This window comes from Sphingomonas sp., assembly GCF_041661885.1.
In the GTDB taxonomy this organism is placed as follows: domain Bacteria; phylum Pseudomonadota; class Alphaproteobacteria; order Sphingomonadales; family Sphingomonadaceae; genus Sphingomonas.
In genome coordinates this window covers 136,686-158,768 of record NZ_JBAZTL010000002.1, presented here as the reverse complement: position 1 = coordinate 158,768, position 22,083 = coordinate 136,686, and the positions used below count along the sequence as shown (strand labels likewise).

Annotated in this window: 28 protein-coding genes; 19 read left to right on the top strand and 9 right to left on the bottom strand. The window is 65.4% G+C overall.

Annotation, left to right across the window (positions count from 1 at the left end):
* Positions 1-5: 5 nt before the first annotated feature.
* The 9 genes from tolQ (at position 6) to WC704_RS04850 (ending at position 6,583) form a co-directional block, all read left to right on the top strand.
* A complete protein-coding gene (gene tolQ, locus WC704_RS04890; protein WP_372889101.1) occupies positions 6-695 on the top strand; it encodes a protein TolQ in 690 nt (229 codons plus the stop codon).
* Between the two features lie 50 nt (positions 696-745).
* On the top strand, positions 746-1,183 hold the full coding sequence (tolR, locus tag WC704_RS04885; RefSeq protein ID WP_372888866.1) for a protein TolR: 438 nt from the start codon (positions 746-748) through the stop codon (positions 1,181-1,183).
* Entirely contained in the window at positions 1,180-2,085 is a 906-nt protein-coding gene (locus WC704_RS04880) for a cell envelope biogenesis protein TolA (RefSeq protein WP_372888865.1), read from the top strand. Before tolR ends, WC704_RS04880 begins: the two co-directional genes overlap by 4 nt.
* Before the next feature lie 11 nt (positions 2,086-2,096).
* A complete protein-coding gene (gene tolB / locus WC704_RS04875) occupies positions 2,097-3,518 on the top strand; it encodes a Tol-Pal system beta propeller repeat protein TolB (RefSeq protein ID WP_372888864.1) in 1,422 nt (473 codons plus the stop codon).
* 60 nt (positions 3,519-3,578) lie between these two features.
* Positions 3,579-4,076 (top strand): peptidoglycan-associated lipoprotein Pal, encoded by a 498-nt coding sequence (gene pal, locus WC704_RS04870; protein ID WP_372888863.1) that lies wholly within the window; start codon positions 3,579-3,581, stop codon positions 4,074-4,076.
* Positions 4,077-4,248: 172 nt separating this feature from the next.
* Positions 4,249-5,151, top strand: a complete 903-nt coding sequence (locus WC704_RS04865) for an SPFH domain-containing protein (protein WP_372888862.1) — start codon at positions 4,249-4,251, stop codon at positions 5,149-5,151.
* A 10-nt stretch (positions 5,152-5,161) separates the two neighbouring features.
* Entirely contained in the window at positions 5,162-5,377 is a 216-nt protein-coding gene (locus WC704_RS04860) for a toxin-antitoxin system HicB family antitoxin (RefSeq protein WP_372888861.1), read from the top strand.
* On the top strand, positions 5,364-5,633 hold the full coding sequence (locus WC704_RS04855) for a hypothetical protein (RefSeq protein ID WP_372888860.1): 270 nt from the start codon (positions 5,364-5,366) through the stop codon (positions 5,631-5,633). The genes WC704_RS04860 and WC704_RS04855 overlap by 14 nt, the downstream gene beginning before the upstream one ends.
* Positions 5,630-6,583 (top strand): alpha/beta hydrolase, encoded by a 954-nt coding sequence (locus WC704_RS04850; RefSeq protein WP_372888859.1) that lies wholly within the window; start codon positions 5,630-5,632, stop codon positions 6,581-6,583. The genes WC704_RS04855 and WC704_RS04850 overlap by 4 nt, the downstream gene beginning before the upstream one ends.
* 132 nt (positions 6,584-6,715) lie before the next feature.
* Here WC704_RS04850 and WC704_RS04845 read toward each other — a convergent pair whose 3' ends face one another.
* The 3 genes from WC704_RS04845 to WC704_RS04835 form a co-directional block, all read right to left on the bottom strand.
* Positions 6,716-7,591, bottom strand: a complete 876-nt coding sequence (locus WC704_RS04845; protein WP_372888858.1) for a S1/P1 nuclease — start codon at positions 7,589-7,591, stop codon at positions 6,716-6,718.
* A gap of 74 nt (positions 7,592-7,665) precedes the next feature.
* Positions 7,666-8,580: an isoaspartyl peptidase/L-asparaginase family protein gene (locus WC704_RS04840; protein ID WP_372888857.1), complete on the bottom strand. Its 915-nt coding sequence runs from the start codon at positions 8,578-8,580 to the stop codon at positions 7,666-7,668.
* Positions 8,577-9,719, bottom strand: coding sequence for an acyltransferase family protein (locus WC704_RS04835; protein ID WP_372889100.1), 1,143 nt, complete (start codon positions 9,717-9,719; stop codon positions 8,577-8,579). The genes WC704_RS04840 and WC704_RS04835 overlap by 4 nt, the downstream gene beginning before the upstream one ends.
* 100 nt (positions 9,720-9,819) lie before the next feature.
* Between WC704_RS04835 and ispG the strand changes: the two genes are divergently transcribed.
* From ispG to WC704_RS04820, 3 genes are all read left to right on the top strand, one after another.
* Positions 9,820-10,944: a flavodoxin-dependent (E)-4-hydroxy-3-methylbut-2-enyl-diphosphate synthase gene (ispG, locus tag WC704_RS04830; protein ID WP_209612536.1), complete on the top strand. Its 1,125-nt coding sequence runs from the start codon at positions 9,820-9,822 to the stop codon at positions 10,942-10,944.
* Positions 10,945-11,081: 137 nt separating this feature from the next.
* A complete protein-coding gene (locus WC704_RS04825) occupies positions 11,082-11,975 on the top strand; it encodes a DMT family transporter (protein ID WP_372888856.1) in 894 nt (297 codons plus the stop codon).
* Positions 11,972-12,451, top strand: a complete 480-nt coding sequence (locus WC704_RS04820) for an N-acetyltransferase family protein (RefSeq protein WP_372888855.1) — start codon at positions 11,972-11,974, stop codon at positions 12,449-12,451. The genes WC704_RS04825 and WC704_RS04820 overlap by 4 nt, the downstream gene beginning before the upstream one ends.
* A gap of 36 nt (positions 12,452-12,487) precedes the next feature.
* On the opposite strand, the gene WC704_RS04815 is transcribed toward WC704_RS04820, so the two are convergent.
* From WC704_RS04815 to WC704_RS04805, 3 genes are read right to left on the bottom strand one after another with little or no spacing between them, the layout of a single operon-like run.
* Complete coding sequence (locus WC704_RS04815) at positions 12,488-12,952, bottom strand: RidA family protein (RefSeq protein ID WP_372888854.1); 465 nt, start codon at positions 12,950-12,952, stop codon at positions 12,488-12,490.
* A complete protein-coding gene (locus tag WC704_RS04810; protein WP_372888853.1) occupies positions 12,949-13,596 on the bottom strand; it encodes an HAD family hydrolase in 648 nt (215 codons plus the stop codon). Before WC704_RS04810 ends, WC704_RS04815 begins: the two co-directional genes overlap by 4 nt.
* Positions 13,593-13,868: a DUF3572 family protein gene (locus tag WC704_RS04805; RefSeq protein ID WP_372888852.1), complete on the bottom strand. Its 276-nt coding sequence runs from the start codon at positions 13,866-13,868 to the stop codon at positions 13,593-13,595. Before WC704_RS04805 ends, WC704_RS04810 begins: the two co-directional genes overlap by 4 nt.
* Before the next feature lie 36 nt (positions 13,869-13,904).
* On the opposite strand from WC704_RS04805, the gene WC704_RS04800 reads away from it, so the two are divergent.
* Positions 13,905-14,267, top strand: a complete 363-nt coding sequence (locus tag WC704_RS04800; protein WP_372889099.1) for a response regulator — start codon at positions 13,905-13,907, stop codon at positions 14,265-14,267.
* Positions 14,268-14,437: 170 nt separating this feature from the next.
* On the opposite strand, the gene rpmG is transcribed toward WC704_RS04800, so the two are convergent.
* Entirely contained in the window at positions 14,438-14,605 is a 168-nt protein-coding gene (rpmG, locus tag WC704_RS04795) for a 50S ribosomal protein L33 (protein WP_010162189.1), read from the bottom strand.
* Positions 14,606-14,776: 171 nt separating this feature from the next.
* Here rpmG and WC704_RS04790 point away from each other — a divergent pair, with 171 nt between their 5' ends.
* From WC704_RS04790 to WC704_RS04780, 3 genes are all read left to right on the top strand, one after another.
* The gene (locus WC704_RS04790) at positions 14,777-15,100 is read left to right on the top strand and encodes a hypothetical protein (RefSeq protein WP_372888851.1); all 324 of its coding nucleotides are present in this window, start codon (positions 14,777-14,779) and stop codon (positions 15,098-15,100) included.
* Positions 15,101-15,110: 10 nt separating this feature from the next.
* A complete protein-coding gene (locus tag WC704_RS04785) occupies positions 15,111-15,674 on the top strand; it encodes a TMEM165/GDT1 family protein (protein WP_372888850.1) in 564 nt (187 codons plus the stop codon).
* Between the two features lie 108 nt (positions 15,675-15,782).
* Positions 15,783-16,274 (top strand): Dps family protein, encoded by a 492-nt coding sequence (locus WC704_RS04780; RefSeq protein ID WP_372888849.1) that lies wholly within the window; start codon positions 15,783-15,785, stop codon positions 16,272-16,274.
* Between the two features lie 4 nt (positions 16,275-16,278).
* Here the strand turns inward: WC704_RS04780 and WC704_RS04775 are convergent, their stop codons facing one another.
* Positions 16,279-17,109: a metallophosphoesterase gene (locus WC704_RS04775; protein ID WP_372888848.1), complete on the bottom strand. Its 831-nt coding sequence runs from the start codon at positions 17,107-17,109 to the stop codon at positions 16,279-16,281.
* A 49-nt stretch (positions 17,110-17,158) separates the two neighbouring features.
* Between WC704_RS04775 and WC704_RS04770 the strand changes: the two genes are divergently transcribed.
* The 3 genes from WC704_RS04770 to pip are packed head-to-tail and all read left to right on the top strand — an operon-like array spanning position 17,159 to position 21,078.
* Positions 17,159-18,748: a cisplatin damage response ATP-dependent DNA ligase gene (locus WC704_RS04770; protein ID WP_372889098.1), complete on the top strand. Its 1,590-nt coding sequence runs from the start codon at positions 17,159-17,161 to the stop codon at positions 18,746-18,748.
* Between the two features lie 58 nt (positions 18,749-18,806).
* Positions 18,807-20,105: an amidohydrolase family protein gene (locus WC704_RS04765; RefSeq protein WP_372888847.1), complete on the top strand. Its 1,299-nt coding sequence runs from the start codon at positions 18,807-18,809 to the stop codon at positions 20,103-20,105.
* Between the two features lie 19 nt (positions 20,106-20,124).
* Positions 20,125-21,078, top strand: coding sequence for a prolyl aminopeptidase (gene pip, locus WC704_RS04760; RefSeq protein ID WP_372888846.1), 954 nt, complete (start codon positions 20,125-20,127; stop codon positions 21,076-21,078).
* Positions 21,079-21,491: 413 nt separating this feature from the next.
* Here the strand turns inward: pip and WC704_RS04755 are convergent, their stop codons facing one another.
* A complete protein-coding gene (locus WC704_RS04755; protein WP_372888845.1) occupies positions 21,492-21,998 on the bottom strand; it encodes a thioredoxin family protein in 507 nt (168 codons plus the stop codon).
* Positions 21,999-22,083: the final 85 nt, after the last annotated feature.

Here is a 22,083-nt window from a genome sequence, read left to right as displayed (position 1 = left end):
GATTCATGCTCAATACCGATGCGACGACCCTGTCGCCGATCGCGCTGTTCCTTCAGGCGGATTGGGTGGTGAAAACGGTGATGATCGGGCTGATGCTGGCGAGCATCGCGACCTGGGCGGTGATCCTTGGTTTTCTCTTCAAGCTGGGCAGCACGCGTCGCCAGATTGCACGGTTCGAGCGCGATTTCTGGAAGGCCGAGGACATCGACGCCTTCCATCGCGGCGAGAGTGACAGCAAGCTGTCGATCGCGCGTGTGTTTACGGCGGGCGTCGCGGAATGGCGGCGGTCGACCGCAGGCGGCCATGTCGATCGTGAAGGCACGCGGGAGCGGCTGGCAACGGCGATGGGGTCGGCGGTCGCGAGCGAGATCGATACACTGTCCGACCGGTTGAATATCCTGGCGACGGTCGGCGCGGTGGCGCCCTTCATTGGCTTGTTCGGCACGGTGTGGGGCATCATGCGCAGCTTCACCGGGATTGCGGCGGCGCAGAACACCTCGCTCGCGGTGGTGGCGCCGGGCATTGCCGAGGCGCTGTTCGCGACCGCGCTCGGCCTGTTTGCCGCCATTCCGGCGGTGATCGCCTACAATCGCTTCAGCCACGGCATCAACCGCATCGAGGCGCGACTCAACCGCTTTGCCGATGCGTTCCACGCGACCCTCAGCCGTCAGCTTGAAGTCGAGGTCCGGCGGTGAGCGGGGTGTCCTTGTCTTCGCTTTCAATGGCGCGCGGGGCGTAAGCCGCGATGGCGATCAACCTCCCCTCCCAACGCGGCCGCGGGCGGCGCGCACCGATGGCCGAAATCAACGTCACGCCGATGGTGGATGTGATGCTGGTGTTGCTCATCATCTTCATGGTCACGGCACCGTTGCTGACGGCGGGCGTGCCGGTGAATTTGCCCGACAGCCGCGCCAAACCGCTCGACCAGGACCAGAAGCCGGTACAGATTTCGATCGATGCGACCGGCAAGCTGTTCGTCGACAAGGAAGCGGTCAATGAGGCGCTGCTGCCCGACATCCTGTCGCAAATCGCCGCCAAGGCCGATCCCGCCAAGCCGCCGCAAGTGTTCCTGCGCGCCGATCGCAAGCTCGATTACGGGCGGGTGATGCGCGTGATGGGCGAACTCAACCGCGCCGGGCTCAACCGCGTCGCGCTGGTTACGGTCGGCCAGGACGGCAAATGAAGCGGAGTGACGGACTGGGGCTGGGGCTGGCCGTTATTGGCCATGTCGCGGTGTTCGCGCTGCTTTCGCTCGCGTGGACGAGCGCACCGCCGCCGCCGCCACAGAACAAGCCGATCGAAGTGTCGCTCGCCGAGGATGTCGCGCTTGACCAGCACGCCCCGGCTGCACCTGAACCCCCTGCGCAGTCCGCTGCCCCCGAAGCAGGCCCACCCGAGGATGCACCACCCCCGTCCAAGGTTGAAAAGGCCGCGCCCGATCCAGCCCCGCCCAAGCCGCAGCCCGAGGCCGCACCGCCACCCAAGCCTGCGCCCAAACCCGTCCCCGCGCCCAAAAAACCCGTTGCGGAGAAGCCGGACAAGCCGGTCAAGACCACGGCTCCGCCGGTAAAGGCGGCGGCTCCTGCGGCCAAGACCGAGACGAAAGCACCCGTGGCCAAAGCCGCCGGCACCAACCCGAAGGCGACCAAGTCGCGCCCGACCGGATCGTTGCTCGACGATGATTTTCGTAAAGGGCTGACCCAGGCGCCGTCGCGTACGAAGGTTTCGCAAGCCGCCCCCGGCGTAACGATGGATGCCAAGGCGGCTGCGGATATCGGCTCGGCGATCCAGCGGCAGGTGCAACCCTGCGCTAACCGTCAGGTAATCCCCGGCCCCGGCGCGGCAAAAATCGTCGCTTTTGTGCGGTTGCAGCTCAATCGCGACGGATCGCTGGCCGCACGCCCGACGATCCTGCCCAATCATCGCGGGGTCGATGACGACAACCGTATCTATGTCGATGCGGTGGACCGTGCCGCAATCGCGACCTTTATGGGCTGCGCGCCGCTACGCGGGTTGCCACCTGAACTTTATGACGTGCCACGCGGGTGGAAGGTCTTTATCCTGACCTACCACATGCCCGGCTGAGAAGGACGACGATGCTCCATAAGACGATCTTCGCGGTTGTGCTGGCGGTTGCCGCGCCAGGCGTGGTGCTGGCGCAAACCGCGCCCGCTCCGCTACCGTCGCCGAGCGCACCATCGGCCCAGTTTCCAGCCCAGTCTCCGGCGCAGCCGACCGGCACCAACCCGCAACAGCAAGGCGAATTGGTCGTCGACGTTGTCGGCGGCGTGTCCGCCCCGCTCGGTATCGCGATTCCGGTGATGCCAACGTCCGATGTAGTGAATACGCCCGCCGGACGCACCGACCAGCTCGGGCAGCAGCTTGCGCAGATCGTCACCACCGATTTGCGCAACTCGGGCCTGTTCAAACCGCTTGCTTCGGGCGTGAAGCCGGTGCTGTTTCCCGAAGTGACCGCGCCGACCTTCGATTATTGGGGCGGAGCGGGCGCGTCCGCGCTGGTCCAGGGGTTCATCCGCGCCAATAGCGATGGCACGCTGACGGTCGGTTGCTATCTGTACGACGTGTTTTCGCGGGTCGAACTCGCGCGGCAGGGCTTTGTCGTGCCGCCAAGCGAATGGCGCCGCGCCGGGCACAAATGCGCCGACATGGTCTATTCCAAGCTGACTGGCGAAGGCCCGTATTTCGACAGCCGCGTGGTTTACGTGTCGGAGACAGGCCCCAAGGGCAAGCGCATCAAGCGGCTCGCGATCATGGATCAGGATGGCGGCAATCACCGTTTTCTGACCAACGGCCAGGCGATCGCGCTCACCCCGCGCCTGTCGCCCGATCAGCGATCGATCGTATATATGAGCTATATCGACGATCGCCCGGCGATCTATGTCTATGATGTCGAGAGCGGGCGGCAGCGGCTGCTGGTGCCCAATACCCATTTGACCTTTGCGCCGCGCGTTTCCCCCGATGGCAAATGGGTGCTGTTTTCGATGGCGGTCGAGGGCAATACCGACATTTACCGCGTGCCGCTCGGGGGCGGCAAGGCACAACGGCTGACCGACGCGCCGGGCATCGATACGGGCGGCACCTATTCGCCCGATGGATCGCGGATCGTGTTCGAAAGCGATCGTTCGGGCACGCAGCAATTGTACGTGATGAATGCCGACGGGTCGCAGCAACAGCGCATCAGCTTTGGCAGCGGCCGCTACGCAACCCCGGTGTGGAGCCCGCGCGGCAATTTGATCGCCTTCACCAAGATCGGCGGATCGTTCCGTATTGGTGTAATGAGCCCGGCGGGGGGCAACGAACAATTGCTGACCGACGGTGCCCAGGACGAAGGCCCAAGCTGGTCGCCCAATGGCCGCGTGCTGATGTTCTTCCGCTCGAGCGGCGGGGGCAATGGCCGTGCCGATTTGTGGTCGGTGGATCTGACCGGGGTCAATGTTCGCCGCGTTCCAACGGTTCTCGATGGATCCGATCCGGGTTGGGGACCGTTACGCCCCTGACGCAAACTGCCGGTAAACACGTGACTGCGCGCTTAACCGTTCCCTGAAGGAGAAGCTGACATGGCTAAACTAACCACCTCGCTGCTGATTGGCACCGCATTGCTTACCGCCGCCTGTGCAAAGAAGCCGCCTGCCTATATCCCTCCGGCACCCGGCGCTGCTGTTGATCCCAATGCTGGCCAAGGTGGCGTCGCCCCCGGCTCGCGCGCGGATTTCGAGCGGACGGTCACCAGCAACACCGTCAATTTCGCGCTCGACAGCTTCTCGCTTGACGACCGTGCGCGCGCAATCCTCGATAGCCAGGCGCAGTGGCTGACGCGGTACACCAATGTACCGGTCAGCCTGGAAGGGCATTGCGACGAACGCGGTACGCGCGAATATAACCTTGCGCTGGGCGATCGTCGTGCGCTCGCCGCCAAAAACTATCTGGCCGCGCGCGGCGTTGCGCCCGGTCGCATCTCGACGATCAGCTATGGCAAGGAGCGCCCGATTGCGCTGGGTTCGGACGAGGCAAGCTGGGCGCAGAACCGCCGCGCGGTGACGATCGTCCTGAACTGAAGCGAAATCCGATCGCTCTCCGTTGGGGAGCGTGAGGAGAAAGGCGACGCGGGCGAAAGCCGGCGTCGCCTTTTCCATGCGTCCACACCTGCTCCCGCCGGGTGAAGGAACGACGCTTGCAGATCGTCTCGATTCGATATAAATATGATATCATATTTAACGGGAGGATCAGATGGTCGAGTCGGGTACACGCAACACCGCGCTGACGCTGTCGAGCGAGCAGGGCGCAGCGACGTCGAGCGGCTATGCGATGCTGATGGTGATGCTGGCATCGCTCGCGCTGGGCATTTTCGGGGTGACGTTGCTCAAAGCTCATGCCGATTTGGGCGGTCCGATCGTGGCGGTGGCGAGCATCGTGTTCGTGTTCGTATCGGGCGGTTTCTACATGCAGCAGCCCAATCAGGCGACCGCGATCACGCTGTTCGGCGCGTATAAGGGCACCGATCGCAATACCGGCTTGCGCTGGTTGTTGCCGTGGCTGGGGCGCAAGAAGGTGTCGCTGCGCGCCAACAATATGATTTCCGAACGGCTGAAGGTGAACGACCTGCGCGGCAATCCGATCGAGATCGCGGCACAAGTGGTGTGGCGTGTGACCGACACCGCGCAGGCGCTGTTCGATATCGACGATTACAAGGCGTTCGTGATCGTCCAAATCGAGGCGGCGGTGCGCACGATCGGTGCGCGCTATCCTTATGACGATTACGAACATCAGGAAGTGACGCTGCGCGGCAACCACGATCAAGTCGGGGCGGAGTTGCGCCAGGAATTGATCGCGCGGCTGGTGACGGCAGGCATCACCGTCGACGAATGCGGCTTCACGCACTTGGCTTATGCGCCGGAAATTGCCGGCGCGATGCTGCGGCGGCAACAGGCGCAAGCGGTGGTCGCGGCGCGCAAGACGTTGGTCGAGGGCGCGGTCGGCATGGTTGAAATGGCGCTGGCGATGCTGAGCGAGAAGAATGTCGTCGAGCTGGACGACGAACGCCGCGCGGCGATGGTCAGCAACCTGATGGTCGTGCTGTGCGGCGAGCGCGATACCCAGCCGGTCGTCAACGCCGGTTCGCTCTACCAATAGGGCGCGCACGTTGGCGCCCCCCCCAAAAAAGGCGTTTCCGTTGCGTCTCGACCCCGCGCTGTATGCCGCGGTCGAGCGGATGGCGGCGGCCGATTTGCGGAGCGTCAATGCCGAGTTCGAATGCTTGCTGCGCGAGGCATTGGCCAAGCGCGGCGTGAAGCTCGCCGCGCCAAATCCGCCGCGGCGCGGGCGCCCACCCAAGGGAGAAGACCATGAAGATGCGTGATCTCGTCGACCATTACCGGGTCGAACAGGGCTATTGGTTCGTGCCGCATATGTTCGGCTTCGGCGTCACGCCGGTGACATGGCAGGGCTGGGTCGCCACGATTGTTTTTACAGGCTTGTTGAGTGCCGACATTTTGCTCCTGCGGGATCAGATTGCGCAGATCGGTATCGGCGTGGCGTTGGTCGCGCTGTTCATGATGATCGCGATCCGCAAGACGCAAGGTGGGCTGAGCTGGCATTGGGGAGCGCGCAAATGATCCGCGCTGCGCTTCTTGCAGCGGCTGCCCTTACGGCATCGCCCGCGCTTGCCGCTACTCCCGCACCGGTCGAGCTGACCGCGCCGGGCCCCGAGGGGCCGCTCGCGGGGACGCTGCTCGATCCCGATGCCAAGGCGCCGCTGGTGCTGCTGATCCCCGGCTCGGGACCGACCGACCGCGATGGCAACAATCCGTTGGGCGTGGCGGGCGGTCCCTACCGCCAGCTCGCCGAAGCGCTCGCCGCCAAGGGCATCGCCACGCTGCGCATCGACAAGCGCGGGCTGTTCGGCAGCAAGGCAGCGCAGGCCGACCCTAATGCCGTAACCACCGCCGATTATGCCGCTGATGTGCAGGCATGGAGCCGCGTGGCGCGTGTGCGGACCGGGCGATCGTGCGTTTGGCTTTTGGGCCATAGCGAGGGCGGGCTGGTCGCGTTGCAGGCGGCGCAGACTCCGGTCGGGATCTGCGGGCTGATCCTGGTGTCGAGCGTCGGCCGCCCGATGGGGGCGGTGCTGCGGGAACAATTGCGGGCCAACCCTGCCAATGCCGCGCTATTGCCCGCCGCCGATGCGGTGATTGCATCGCTGGAGGCGGGCAAACGAATCGACGCGACGCAATTGCCCGCGCCGCTGCAATCGCTCTTTCCCGATCGTTTGCAGGGCTATTGGATCGATCTGTTGTCGCATGATCCCGCACGGTTGGCGGCGGCGGTGCAGTTGCCCATGCTGATCCTGCAGGGCACGCGCGACATACAGGTGAGCGTCGGCGATGCCGAGGCGCTGCACCGCGCGCAGCCCAAGGCAATGCTGACGCTGTTGCCCGGCGTAAACCACGTGCTGCGCCCGGTGGCGAGTGAAGACCGCGCGGCGAACCTCGCCACCTATCGTGACGCGACGTTGCCGATTTCGCCGGGCGTGGCGGAAGCCGTCGCGGCGTTTGTGCCACGGTAGCGCAGGCGTGAACTGCCGCCCAACACCGTTCGGGTTGAGCCTGTCGAACCCCACCCCTCCAGCACGCGTTGTCGCGTGGGTTCAGGTGCCTTCGACAAGCTCAGGGCGAACGGAAGGCGGGGTCGAGTGCTCTCACCCCAGCGCGGCGTCGAGCAATTTGGCGAGGCGCAGGCCGCCGCGTTCGACTTCGAGCCGGGCGACGGGGACGAGTTTCTCGATCGTCGGTTCATCGAGCGTCACGCGCGCCGGGGTGGGGGCGCAGGGATCGGGGATGACGCTGCCATAAACCGCATTCTGCGCGATTTGCCAGCTTTCGCGGCTCCAGTCGGTGACGTCGCCCGCTGCGATCGTCGCGCGCACGGCGGCGGGGTAGCGGCGCACCAGCGACGGGCCGGTGGTGATGGCGCGTTCGGCAAGATAGCCGTCCCAGACGCTGTGCAGGTTGAGCCGAGCCGGGCCGTAGCTGCCATAGACCGCCTTCACGTCATTACCGCCTTTGTCGTCCTTCTCGCCGGCATGGAGCGGCTGGTGCAGATCGCCGACGAAATGGATCAGGAAAGCGAGCGCTTCGATCCGGTCCTTTTCGGGCGCGTGGCGGTTCTTGAGCAAGGCAACGTCGCGGGTGATTTGCGCCGATACGCAATTGCCGTCCTTGCACGGCGCCGCCAGATCAAACGGGTGGCAGATGTTCACGTCCTGAAAGTGCCACGTATAGGCATAGCCGAAGCGCGCTTTGCCGTTCGCGTCTTTCAGCGGCTTGATGCAATCGGCCCAGACGCTCGCCTCGGCGATGGTCGTGGCCTTGCATTCGGGCGTGGCAAGCAGATCCGAATGGCGGAGCAGTTCGCGAATCGCGGTGCGCGTCTTGGGGCGGACGTTCGCCTCGGCGATGCGGGCGACCGTCTGGTGGCCATATTCCCAATAAGCCGAAGCGGGCGCGGCGACGGTGGCGGCCAGCAGGGTGGCGAGAACGGCAAAGCCGGGGCGAACGCGACGAATACGGGTCATGAACTGGCTTTAGTCGTGTGGTGCCGCCGACGAAAGCGCAGATCGTATTTCCCTCTCCACGGGGAGAGGGACTTTCATTCGTCGCCGAAGATGGCGACTACACGCCCGCCGTCGGAGCCCAGGCGTGCGCGGTACATGCCGGGGGTGGTGAAGTGCCACAGCGCCTGCCCATTCGGGCCGGTGACGATCACTCCGCCCGTGCCACCGAGCGCGGCGACTTCTGCCAGCACGGTTTCGGCAGCAACCGCCAGCGATTCGCCCGCGAGGCGCGCCCGTGCGCAGATTTCGTGCGCCACGTTCACCCGGATGAAGAACTCGCCCGAGCCGGTGCATGACACCGCGCCCGCGCGATCATCGGCATAGGTGCCAGCCCCGATCAGCGGCGAATCGCCGATACGGCCCCAATTTTTGCCGGTCACGCCGCCAGTCGAGGTGGCGGCAGCAACGTGCCCGGACGCATCGCAAGCGACCGCGCCGACCGTGCCATATTTCATGTCGACATCGAAGGCGCCGCCGCCACCGAGCATCTCGTCCAGTTGCGCGCGGCGCTCGGGCAGGATCAGCCAGTCCTGCGTCGCGGGCTCGCAGCCCTGTTCGCGCGCGAAGGTTTCCGCACCCGCGCCGCTCAGCAGCACGTGCGGGCTGTGCGCCATCACCGCGCGGGCGAGCGAGACCGGGTGGCGCGTGGCGGTGACCCCGGCGACGGCCCCCGCCGCGCGATCGCGCCCGTCCATAATCGCGGCGTCAAGCTCGGCCACGCCCGCGCGCGTCAGTGCGGCACCGCGCCCGGCGTTGAAATGCGGGTCATCCTCCAGCACGCGCACCGCCGCTTCGACCGCGTCGAGCGCCGCACCGCCAGCGGCGAGGATCGCCGCCCCGGCATCGAGCGCGCGGCCCAGGCCAGCGCGCGCACCCTCGGCTTGCGTAGGCGTGATCGTGGCGCGCGTCATCTTCCCCGCGCCGCCGTGCAGCACCAACGTCCAGTTCATCGCATCATTTCCTTACGCGGACGCGGTCTCAAGCCAATCAGCGGGCGGAGCCAAGCGATCTCGCGCCCCACCGCATAAAAGATCCAGCAGCCGCTAAGCGTCGCCACCATCAGGATAGCAAATTCCGCGCCGCGCGGCAGGCCGAAGTGCAGCAGCCAGCCTTCGATTCCGACGATGATCGTCTGGTGGATGAGGTAGAAGGGAAAGACCGCCTCGGTCAGCGCGCGCCGCCACGGGTGATCGCGGTTGAGATAGGTGTCGGCGAGACCGATCAGCGCGACGATCATGCTCCAGCCCTGCACCGCGCGCGCACTGGCGAACAGGATGCCCCACGGCCAGGTCGGGCTGGCGCTGTTCGGCCAGCGCAGTTCGATCGCCGCGACCAGCGCATAACAGAGCAGCCCCGTGCCAAGCGCCCACGGCCACCAGCGCCGCATCGCCGCCAGCCCGGTCGGGGAGCCCGCGAGCGCGAAGCCGAACAGGAAGCCTGGTAGATATTGCGCGTGCGACACCAGATCGCCCACCAGATCGTTGGTCGGCGCGACACCGGGGAACAGCCACGCGCTGACCACCACCAGCCATGCCGCCGGGATCAGCCACACCAGCGCCCCGCCGAACACGCGGTCGAAAACGGGCTGGAGGCTCCGCCGCCCGACCAGCGCGACGGCGAGCGCCAGCAACATCGTGTAGATCCACAGATAGCCGACGAACCACAAATGCTGCCAGGTCGGTAGCGTAATACCGCTGACGCTGGCGAAGCGAAAATAATCGTGGGCCAGGAAATAGCCGAAATCACGCGTGTAGCCGTGCTGCGTGGCGAGTTCGACCCAGGGTTGCAGCGGCACGATCACCACCACCCCGAACAGCAGGGGCAGGATCAGCCGCAGCGTGCGGTTGGCGACGAAATCGCCGGTGCCCTCGCCACGCACCAGCAGCGCGCGACTGGCATAGCCCGACACCACGAACAGCAGCAGCAGCCGCCAGCTATTGATCGCCAGCATCGGCACCACCACCCATTGGAGTGGCTGCGCGGTCTTTGCATGGAATCCCCAGGGCACGAACACCATGCCGATATGATAGAGAATCAGCAGGCCGAACGCGCCGATGCGCAACCAATCCAGTCCGTAATGGCGTTCCATCGGGCGGACGTAGGGGAGAGTGTTTGTTCGCGCAAACTCTAGCGGTTTCGGTCGGCGCAGGACGGCGCTATAGGGCGCTTGCAACCAGAGGAATTTCTTCATGTCCGTTCGCCCGTGGCGCGACATTACCCGCCGCCAAAGCCGTCAAATCATGGTCGGCAACGTCCCCGTCGGGGGCGATGCGCCGGTCACCGTGCAGACGATGACCAACACCCCGACCAGCGATGCCAAGGCGACGATCGACCAGATTCGTCGCTGCGAGGATGCCGGCGTCGACATCATCCGCGTGTCGTGCCCCGATGTGGAGAGCACCGCCGCGCTGAAGCAAATCGTCCGCGCGAGTCGCGTTCCGATCGTTGCCGACATCCATTTCCACTATAAGCGCGCGCTGGAAGCCGCCGATGCGGGCGCGGCGTGCCTGCGCATCAACCCCGGCAACATCGGCTCGGCCGAGCGCGTCAACGAAGTGGTCAACGCCGCCAAGGCCAATGGCTGCGCGATTCGCATCGGCGTGAATGCGGGGAGCCTCGAAAAGGACCTGCTCGAAAAATATGGCGAGCCGTGCCCCGAGGCGCTGGTCGAATCCGCGCTCGACCATATCAAGCTGCTGCAGGACCGCGACTTCCACGAATTCAAGGTGGCGGTGAAGGCGTCCGACCTGTTCCTGGCGGTGGCGGCGTATCAGCAACTGGCCGAGACGGTCGATTGCCCGCTGCATCTGGGCATCACCGAGGCGGGCGGCTTTGTCGGTGGCACGGTGAAGTCGGCGATCGGGATCGGCTCGCTCTTGTGGTACGGCATTGGCGATACGCTGCGCGTTTCGCTTTCGGCCGAACCCGAGGAGGAAGTGCGCGTCGGCTTCGAAATCCTGAAGGCACTCGGCATTCGCAATCGCGGAGTGCGCGTGGTGTCGTGCCCAAGCTGCGCGCGGCAGGGCTTCGACGTGATCCGCACGGTGCAGGCGCTGGAGGAACGGCTCCAGCACATCCGCACGCCGATGTCGCTGAGCGTGCTCGGCTGCGTCGTCAACGGCCCCGGCGAAGCGCGCGAGACCGACATTGGCCTGACCGGCGGCGGCAATGGCAAGCACATGGTGTATCTGTCGGGCGTGACCGACCACACCGTGAACAGCGAGGACATGCTGGAGCATATCGTCAAGCTGGTCGAGGAAAAGGCTGCGGCGATCGAGGCGCATGAGGCGCAACAGGCGGTGGCGGCGGAATAAGGGCGCGTTTCTCCGGCGCAGGCCGGATGTTGGCGGGTGCCGCGCTTCCGCAAAGGGAGTGCAGTATAGCGGTATATCCTGACCGGGCGGTGATCTTTCCCCTTACGGACTGCCCGCCGCGCGCTATGCCGACCACCATGAAACCCGTTTCCGCCACGCTCGCCTTCACCGTCGCCGCTGTCGGCATCGCCACTTATTCGGCGATGGACGTGCTGATGAAGGGTTTGTCGATCGCCAGCGGTGCCTATTCGGCGGTGTTGTGGCGATCGGTGGTGGGTACGGCGCTGCTTGGCGTGGTGTTCGTCATGCGACGGCGACCGTGGCCGGGGCGGGCGGCGTTGCGGTTGCATTTCCTGCGTGGCGCGACGGCGGGGGTGTCGGTGCTGCTGTTCTTCTGGGGGCTCGCGCGCGTGCCGATGGCGCAGGGGGTGGCGCTGACCTTCCTCGCGCCGTTGATCGCGCTCTATTTCGCGGCGGCGATGCTGGGGGAGACGATCCGGCGTGGGGCGGTGCTCGGCTCGGTGGTGGCAAGCGCGGGCGTATTGGTGATCGCAGCGGGGGAGGTGCAGGCGCACGCTTCGACCGCGCATGTGCTGGGGTCGATCGCGATTTTCGCGGCGTCGATCTTCTATGCCTTCAGCCTGATCCTGCTGCGGCAGCAAGCGCAGGTGGCCGACCCGCTGGAAGTGGCGCTGTTCACCAGCATTGTGCTGGGCGCGTTGTTGTTGATCGGTGCGCCGTGGTTTTCGGGGTTGCCGACGGTGGCGCAATGGCCCGAAATCGGCGCGGCGGCGGTGCTGGGTTCGGTTTCGGCAATGGCGCTGGCCTGGGCTTATGGCCATGCGGAGGCACAAGTGCTGGCGCCGGTTGAATATACCGCCTTTTTGTGGTCGGCTTTGCTCGGATGGTGGGTTTTCGGCGAGGCGGTGTCACTCTACACGACGCTCGGAGCGGCGCTGATTATCGCGGGGTGCGTCGCTGCGGTGCGCGGCCATGCCGCCGCCGCCCCGCAAACCGAGGCTGCCGCATGACCCATATCCGCCCCGCCACCCCTGCCGATGTGCCGCTGATTCTGCATCTGGTACACGAACTCGCCGCGTTCGAGCGCGAATCCGACAAGGTGGTGGCGACCGAGCCGCTGTTGCAGGACGCGCTGTTCGGGCCACACCCCGCAGCCGAGGCGGTGGTTGCCGAACTGGACGGCAAGCCCGTTGGCATGGCGCTGTTCTTCCACAATTTTTCGACCTGGACCGGTTGGCGCGGGCTGTATCTGGAGGATCTGTACGTCACGCCCGAGGCGCGTGGGAGCGGGGTGGGCAAGGCGTTGCTCAAGCATCTGGCGGCGCTGGCGGTGGCGCGGGGTTGCACGCGCTTCGAATGGTCGGTGCTCGACTGGAACGAGAAGGCGATTGCCTTCTATCGCTCGATGGGCGCACTGCCGATGGAGGAATGGACGGTGTACCGCGTCACCGGCGATGCGCTGGCGGCGTTGGCGCAGCCCGGCTGAGGGCGGCGCGGGTCTGCGGACCCGCGCCGAGTACGCTCAAGCGGCGATTTGCACGATCGCATCGACTTCGACTGCGGCACCGAGTGGCAGCGACGCCACGCCGACGGCGCTGCGGGCGTGCTTGCCGGCTTCGCCGAACAAGGCGACCATCAGGTCCGACGCGCCATTGGCGACCTTGGGCTGATCGGTGAAATCGGCAGTCGAGTTGACGAACACGCCGAGCTTCACGATCCGCTCGACACGGTGGAGGCCGCCGAGTGCCGCCTTGATTTGCGCAACCAGCATCAGCGCGCACGCTTGGGCTGCGGCGGCACCCGCTGCGAGATCGACCGATTCGCCCAACCGTCCGGCGATCACCGCGCCATCCTTGAACGGCAATTGGCCCGAAATGTGGAGCAGGCCGTGCGCATCGACGGTTGGCACATAAGAGGCGACCGGCGCGGCGGCGGCGGGCAGGACAAGGCCGAGTTCGGCAAGCTTGTGGTCGATACGGTCGGTCATGCTGGGGTCCTTTCAGGGGGAGAGGTAGCGGGCAGCCCCGCCGCGAAACGATCGGCGATCCACACCTGCGCCGCTTGCCAATCATCGATACGGACATGTGCCGCAGGGGCCGGAGGCACGTTGGGCGCGAGCGCGGGTTCGGAAATCATGTGCAGGCGGTGGACCTCGGGCGCGTGCTTGGCGACCGAGGCGTGATGGACCGCAAGGTCATCGACGAACACGGTGACGGGGTTGCCATGTTCGGCGACCAGCCGCGCGACGGGATCGCCCTTGCCGCCCTGGTTGGTCTCGACGCGATACGCCATGTCATGGCCAAGCAATTGCGCGATACGCGGTTCGCGATTGTGATCGGCGAGGTTGGTCAGGAGGACGACGTCGGCGACGTGTGACAGCGCGGCGAGCGCTTCACGGGCGTGGGGAACGAGCGTCTGGCGGCCCATCTCGGCGGGGAAGAAGCCCTCGAGCAGGCCCCACATCTCCTCGCGCGTCGGGGCGGGGCCGCCCGAGATGCGCGTCATGCTGGTGGCGAAATCGCCGCCATTGGCGGTAAAATCGATGTCATGATGCTCGCGCAGCCACACGCCGAAATGCCGCACCATGTGCAGCAGCACTTCGTCGCAATCGCAGATCAACAGGCCCTTCATGCGGCATTCTCCAGCGCGGCACGCGCGGCGACAATCGCTTCGGGCCGCGCGCCAATCCCGGCGGCGCAGGCGACCAGATCGGGTTCGTAGGATTCCAGGAAACCGAGCACCGCCGACAATACTGCGGGTTCGCCCGCGCGCGCGCGCAAGTCGGCGGGGGTCATGCCCGTAACATCGAGCAGGCGCTGCGCCCGGTCCGGCTCACCCAGCGTCCACACCAGCGCGTGCAGCGCCAGTTCGGCCGGTTCGGGGTTTGTTTCTCGGGCGCGCATTGCGTAGGAAACCCTATGGATCAAGGAATGGCGGGCGTGGCAAAAAGGGTGCTCGTTGTCGAGGACAACGAACTCAACCTCAAACTTTTCTGCGATCTGCTGCGCGCGCATGAATATGCGACCGAGGGCGTGCGCGACGGGCGCGAGGCGGTGGCGCGCGCGCGCGCTTTTGCGCCCGACCTGATCGTGACCGATATCCAGTTGCCGCATCTCAGCGGCTATGATTTGATCCTGCAGTTCAAGGCCGACGAGGCGTTGCGCACCATCCCGATCATGGCGGTGACGGCTTATGCCGGACGCGAGGATGAGGAGCGGATTCGCGCGGCGGGCGCCGATGCCTATGTATCCAAGCCGATTTCGCTGATGCGCTTTGTGGATGCGGTGGCGGCGTTGGTGTGAGGGGTGCGCGGTGGGGGACTGCCGCCGTTCGGGCTGAGCCTGACACAACCCTCCTCCCCTCCCTTTCAGGGAGGGGAGGCATCCGGCAAACTAAGCCAACACGAAAAGGGCCGTCGAGCATGTGCTCGCGGCCCTTTTCTGCTCCGGCTGGCTTTGCGCCAGCGCCGGGCTTACTTGATCTTGGCTTCCTTGAACTCGACATGCTTGCGCACGACGGGATCATACTTGCTGAAGCTCAGCTTTTCGGTCTTGGTGCGCGGGTTCTTCTTGGTGGTGTAGAAGAAACCAGTGTCCGCCGTGCTGACGAGCTTGATCTTGACCGTGGTCGGCTTTGCCATGACCTGAATTCCTGTGATCTGAAAATGCAAAAGCGGCGAACCGGTCGCCGCTCTTAAGCGTCGCCCGATGACGGATGCGGTGCGCAATGTCAAGCACGCCAGCCGATTCGCCGCAGCTTAAGCGCGTGTTTACCACTACGCGCGCAGGATGCCCACCAAAGGGGACGGGATATGGCGGCACCGGACAGCGCAATGGCAATCGCCCAGGCCGAACTCGCCGCGCGAGTCGCGATGGTGGGGATGCGCGCGAATGTCGCCTCGACCGCCGCGCTGGCCGCCGAGGTCGATGCGATTCGCCGGGCGGCGCTGGCTTATGGCCTGTATCCCGCCGTCGCCGTCACCCATGCGATCGATGCCGCGCTGGCGCGGGGGGAGCGCGGGGCGCTGGTGCTCGGCTGGATCGAGATCCTGCGTGATGCGGTGTCGTCCGACCAGCATGACCGCAGCGCCTGCGAAACCTTTGCCGCCGCCTGCTCGGTCCGGCTGGCGGGTTGAAGCGGATTCGATGGACGCGCTGATGGCCGCGCTGGTCGCGGCGCTGTTGACGCAGGCGAGCGACCGTACGCCGTGGGCGGCGGCGGGGCTGGGGGATCGCTATGAGCAGAAGGGCGCGGTGATCGCGGGGGTCGCGCTGGCGCTGGCATTCGGCAATGCGCTGGGCGTGGTCGGCGGAATCGTGGTGGCGCCGATGCTGTCGCCCAATGCGCAGCAGCTGTTGCTGGCGCTGGCCTTGTTGTCGGGCGGCGTAGCCGGGTTCTGGCCGACCAGGCCCGCCAAAGCACGCGGCTGGCGGCTCGGGGCATTCGGGTCGAGCCTTGTGGCGGTGGCGGTGCTCGGCTTTGGCGATCGCACGCAATTCGTGACTGCGGCATTTGCGACGCAGGCGACCACGCCCGCCTTTGCCGCGATCGGCGCGACGATCGGCAGCGTGGCGGTCACCGTGCCGGCGATTTTGCTGGGGGAGCGGGGTTTGCGCAAACTGCCGACCACTGCGCTGCGCCTGGGTGCGGCGGCGGTGCTGACGCTAGCGGGGGCGGTGCAAGCGCTGTCGGCGCTTCGCCTCATCTAGGCGTTCGATTGCTGAAATCGCAATTTTATCCAAGCCGACCGGGAGCCAATTCGCTATCGCTTCGTTGCAGCACCGAACCGAATTTCCCGCCTGCCAATGGAGCGAAACATGGCTGCCGATGCACTGAAAACCCCGACCGATTTGAAGACCAACGCCGTCAAGACCGTGGCGCAGGCGCTGAACGGCCTTCTCGCGGATTCGTTTGCGCTCTACCTCAAGACCAAGAATTTCCACTGGCACGTGTCGGGCCCGCATTTCCGCGATTATCACCTGATGCTCGACGAGCAGGCCGCCGAAATCTTCGCCGCGACCGATGACATTGCCGAGCGTGTGCGCAAGATCGGACAGACCACGCTCCGCTCGATCGGAGATATCGCGCGCCACCAAACGATCACCGACAATGATGCCGATTTCGTCGCGCCCGAGGCGATGCTGAGCGAATTGCGCGACGACAATCTGAAGATGGTCGAGGCGCTGCGCGAAGCCAAGGACCTGGCCGATGCCGCCAAGGACAATGCCACCAGCGCGGTGATCGACGACTGGACCGATCAGGCCGAGCGCCGCGCCTGGTTTCTGTTCGAGGCCAGCCGCAAGGGCTGACGCCTCACCGCTCTGCCGGACCGACGGTGACGAGCCACAGGTCCGGCGGCGCGTGGACGCGCAGCGGCAAATTGCTGGTGCCGAGCCCCGCCGACACCACCACCGTGCGCGGCCCGTCGTTTATAACGCCGCACAAATAGCGCCGTGGCACCGAAGGCACGACCAGCGCGCCGACGAACGGCAGCACGACCTGGCCGCAATGCGTGTGGCCGCTCAACAGCAAATGGATATCGCCGGGCAATTGCGCCGCCTGGGCCGGGGTGTGCGCAAGCATGATGCGCGCGCCGTGCAATGTGGCCATCGCGGCGAGTGTTTCGGGAAGCCGCGCATTGCCGCTATAGCCATCGCCCAACCCGCCAAGGACCAATGGCCCGCGCTGGATCGCCTGATTTTGCAACACCGGGATGCCGACATCGGTCAGCGCGGTCGCAACGGCCTTGGGGTTGGTGCCATAATCATGGTTGCCGAGCACCGCGACCGTGCCGAGCGGGGCCGCCAACCGCGCCAGCGCCCCGGCAATCGATCGTGACCGCGCCGGTGCTTCGGGCTTATCATATTCCGCCAGAAAATCACCGCCGAGCAGAACCATATCGGGTTGCAGGGCGTTGATTTGCGCGACGATGCGATCGAGCCGCGCGCGGTCCATGCTGGCATTGCCGAGGTGAATGTCGGTGGCCAGCGCCAGCGTGATCGGCTTCTGGCCCTTTGGCCAATCGGGCAGGGCCACGCTGACGCGATTGACGATCGGCGTGACGCGGGAGGCAACATAGGCACCAATCAGCAGGGCAAGCCCGATCAGGACCAAGCCTGTGACGAATCGAAGGAAGCGCGACATGTCAGGAGTGCTAGCGGGGCCGATGGCGATACGCCATGATGCTGCGACGATGCGCGCCTTTGCCGATCTCCTCGACGGGTTGATCTACACCCGCTCGCGCAACGCGAAGCTGAAGCTGATCGTCGATTATCTGCGCGCGGTGCCCGATCCCGATCGCGGCTGGGCGATGGCGGCGCTGACCGGGGAACTCGATCTGCCGGGTGTGAAGCCGGCGGTGATCCGCGCGCTGATCGAGGAACGCGTCGATCCCGTGTTGTTCCGCATGAGCCGCGATTATGTCGGTGATACCGCCGAAACGGTTGCCTTGCTGTGGCCCAAGCCTCTGGTCGTGCCGGACGCAGAGCCGCTCGGCATCGCGCAGGCGGTCGATCGGCTGGCGGTGCTGTCGCGATCGGACACGCCTGCCGTGCTGGCCGCGATGCTCGACCGGCTCGACGCCGATGAACGCTTTGCCCTGCTCAAGATGGCAACGGGGGCGTTGCGGATCGGGGTTTCCGCGCGCCTCGCCAAGACCGCGCTGGCGCAGGCGTTTGCGCTCGATGTCGCGGCGGTGGAGGAAGTGTGGCACGGGATTGCGCCGCCTTATGCCGCGCTGTTCGATTGGGCGGAGGGGCGCGGCGCGCAGCCGACCAGCACCGAGGTGCCGGTGTTCCGCCCGTTCATGCTGGCGCATCCGCTCGAGGATATACGCGTCGATCTCACCGATTATGCCGCCGAATGGAAATGGGACGGCATTCGCGTGCAACTGGTGCATGTCGCCGGGCAGACGCGGCTGTACAGCCGGACCGGCGATGACATCACCGCGAGCTTCCCCGACGTGGCGCGCGCCTTCGCGACGGCGGGCGTGCTCGACGGCGAATTGATGGTGAAGGGCGATGCCCAGGGCGCGGCAACCGAAGAAGGCGGTGCGGCGAGCTTCAACGCCTTGCAGCAGCGGCTGGGGCGCAAGGTGGTGTCGGCGAAGATGCTGGTCGAGGCTCCGGCGTTCGTGCGGCTTTACGACATTCTCTATGATGGCGAGGAGGACCTGCGGGGCCTTCCGTGGAGCGAACGCCGCGCGCGGCTGGAGGCGTTCGTCCCACGGCTTGATGCCGGGCGGTTCGATCTCAGCACCGTCATTGCCGCCGAGGATTTCACTGCGCTGGAGGGGCTGCGCGCGGGCGCGCGCGACGCTGCGATCGAGGGAGTGATGCTCAAGCGGCGCGATTCGTCCTATGTCGGCGGGCGCAAGACCGGGCTGTGGTACAAATGGAAGCGCGATCCGCTGACTGCCGATTGCGTGATGCTCTATGCGCAGCGCGGAAGCGGGCGACGATCGTCTTTCTATAGCGATTACACCTTTGGCTGCTGGAGCGAGGCGGGCGAGCTGCTGCCGGTCGGCAAGGCTTATTCGGGGATCACCGACGACGAGTTGAAGATGCTCGACCAGTTCGTGCGCAACAACACGATCGCGCGCTTCGGCCCGGTGCGCGAGGTGGAAAAGACGCTGGTGCTGGAGATTGCGTTCGATTCGATCCACGCGTCCAAGCGCCATAAATCGGGGGTGGCGATGCGCTTCCCCCGCATTGCGCGCATCCGCACCGACAAGCCCGCCGCCGAGGCCGATACCGTGGCGGCGCTCAAGCGGATGATTACGTGAGTCCCCTCGACAGCGATGCTTAAGGGCGTAGGTTGCGACGATAATTTTGGGGGATACGATGCGCACATTCCTGATCGCTGCCACGGCGGCATTGCTTTCCACCGCCGCGCCCGCCGTGGCTGAAACCTTCGCGATCCAGGCCGGGCATCTGATCGTCGATGCCGCCAAGCCCGAGCGCGGCGCCTCGACCGTGATTGTTACCGATGGCCGGATCGTGCGGATCGAGGACGGCGCAACCGCGCCTGCCGGGGCGACCGTGGTCGATTTGCGCGACCGTACCGTGCTGCCGGGGCTGATCGACGTACACGTCCATTTGACGAGCAATGCCGGGGAGCCGTGGTATCAGGGGCTGACTCCGAAATACTCCGAGCCGTATGCCGCGACGGTCGGCCTAAAAAACGCGCTGATTACCGCGCGCGCTGGCTTTACGACGGTGCGCGATTTGGGCGGCTCGCCCGCCGCCAGCATCGCGATGCGTGATGCCGTGAAGGAGGGCAGTTTCCCGGGGCCGCGCATTTTGGTGGCGGGGCCTGCGCTGTCGATCATCGGTGGGCATGGCGATGGCACGGTCGGGCTCAACCCCGATTTGCGAAACGCAATCGATGCGACGGGCGAGCAATTCTGGGTATGCACCGGGCCGCTCGAATGCGCCAAGGCGGTGCGGCGGATCGCGGCCTATGGCGTTGACGTCATCAAATTCCACGCGACGGGCGGGGTGCTCGATGATGGCAAGATCGGCCTCGAACAGCATTTTACCGATGAGGAAATGAAGGCGATTTGCGACACCGCGCATCAATTGGGGCTGAAGGCGGCAGCGCACGCGCATGGCCCCAAGGGTATTGCGGCAGCGGTGCGCGCGGGCGTCGATTCGATCGAGCATGGCACCTTTGTCGACGACACCGGCATTGCGCTGATGAAGGCGCACGGCACCTATTATTCTGGGACGCTGATGGCGTTTTCGGGGCTGCAACTGTATCTCGGCAAAGGCATTTACACCGCCAATACCGAAGCGAAGGGCCGCGCGACGCTGGCCGTGTGGGGCAAGGGCCTAAACCGCGCCTATAAAGCGGGCGTGCCGATTGCGCTTGGCACCGATGCCGCCGTCTATCCGCATGGCCGCAATGGCGAGGAACTTGGGCTGATGGTGTCGAAGGGCGGCATGACCCCGCGCGACGCGCTGATCGCCGCGACCAAGGGCGGTGCCGATCTGCTCGGCCTGTCGAGCGAGACGGGCACGCTTGATGTTGGAAAATCGGCCGATTTGATCGCGGTGGCGGGCGATCCGCTGGTCGATCCGGCGGCGGTGTTGCATATCGGCTATGTGATGGTCGAGGGACGACCGATTCCGCTCAAATAATCCTTTCTGGATGGACCCGATGGCCGACTTGCGCACCCTATACCCCGAGATTGAACCCTATACGACCGGGATGCTCGATGTCGGCGATGGTCACAGCGTTTATTACGAGCGCTGCGGCACGCCGGGAGCGACGCCCGCGGTGTTTCTGCACGGTGGCCCCGGCGGCGGCATTTCGCCGAGTCATCGGCGGCTGTTCGATCCTGCGCGCTATGACGTGCTGCTGTTCGACCAGCGCGGGTGCGGGAAATCGACACCCCATGCCTGTCTTGATGCCAATACGACCTGGCATTTGGTCGCCGATATCGAGCGGCTGCGCGCGCTGATCGGGGTCGAGCGGTGGGTGGTGTTCGGCGGATCGTGGGGATCGACGCTGGGGCTGGCTTATGCCGAAACGCATCCCGAGCGGGTGCGCGCGCTGATCCTGCGCGGCATCTACACCGCCACTCCAGCCGAGATGGACTGGTATTATCAGTTCGGCGTGTCCGAAATGTTTCCCGACAAATGGGCGGGCTTTGTCGCGCCGATCCCCGAGGTCGAACGTGGCAATATGGTCGAGGCTTATCGCCGTATCCTGACCGGCGACGATCCGGTCGCGCAGCTTGAAGCGGCGAAGGCGTGGACAATTTGGGAGGGCGAGACGGTCACGCTGCTGCCTGATCCGGAATTGAGCGAGGCGTTTCAGGACGGACATTTCGCGCTGGCGTTCGCGCGGATCGAAAATCATTTCTTCGCGCATGATGCCTGGCTGGAGGACGGCCAGTTACTGCGCAATGCCGGACGCTTGTCGGGCATTCCGGGCACGATCGTGCATGGTCGCTACGACATGCCGTGCCCGGCGCGCTATGCTTTCGCGCTACATCAGGCCTGGCCCGAAGCCGAGTTCCACCTGATCGAGGGTGCAGGCCACGCCTATAACGAGCCCGGCATCCTCGACCAGTTGATCCGCGCGACCGACCGGTTCGCGGGGGGCTGAGGGCTGGGTAGGTAGCCGCTACGACAACGGGATTGTCGCTATTTTCGATATGCCGATTTTCTGCAGGCATTGAAGTATAGCGTTTAGGTGTCTCTGCGTCGCCGGAAGGCGGCGGCGACCCGATCGACTATCAGGCCCAAACTCGCACAAGCCCCGGTTATTACGCCTGCGTTTATAACCTTCATCCATCCCCAGCTAATCATACAGGATGGACCGATGTGCATGTCGCAAGGCCGTTCGCCGAGCAGAAGCACGGCCCATAGCGGCAGCCCCACGAAGAGAAACAGCGCGAGCCCAAGTGCACATCCAGTGCAGCTTGAACGAGCGTAGGCCATGCTGCGATCATGCACCTTTGGCAGGGGGGGCAACGTTGGAATCCAGGGACCACTCGTTCCATCGCCCCGGGATCGGCGCTATTTCGTCCAGCCTGCCAGCCAATCGGCGAGGGCTTGCGGGCTGAGCGTGCGGGCATCGGCGAGGGCGGCGGTGCGGCCGGCATTTTTGAGCGCGTTGGTTTTCGGGTCGATGATCAGCACACTCGGCACGCCGCCGCCAAAGTGGCCGTTGAGCCCATATTGGGCGGCGATGTCGAGATTCTTGTCGAAGCGACCGACATCGACGGTGACGATCTCATAATGTTTGGCAAGGAAGCCGCGCAGTTCGGGCAATTCCATCGTGCCCGCGAGCAGACGGCAATCGAGGCACCAATTGCCGCCGAGATCGATCAGCAGCAATTTGTGCTGCGCCTTGGCGCGCGCGCGCGCGGCGGCGACCTGAGCCTTTGCATTGGCGGCTTCGTCATAGGGGAGGGGGAGTGGGGTCTTGAGTTGCGCGAAGCTGGTGGTGGCAACCTTCGGGGCCGGGGCAGCAATGGCCGGGGCGGCGAGGGTCAGGGCAATCGCGGCGAGAACGAGGCGCATACATCGTCTTTCTTGTGCTTTCCCGGCGAAGGCCGGGGCCCGGTGGCGGTCGGGCAGGTGGGGTTCACACCCAGGCAACGCAGAT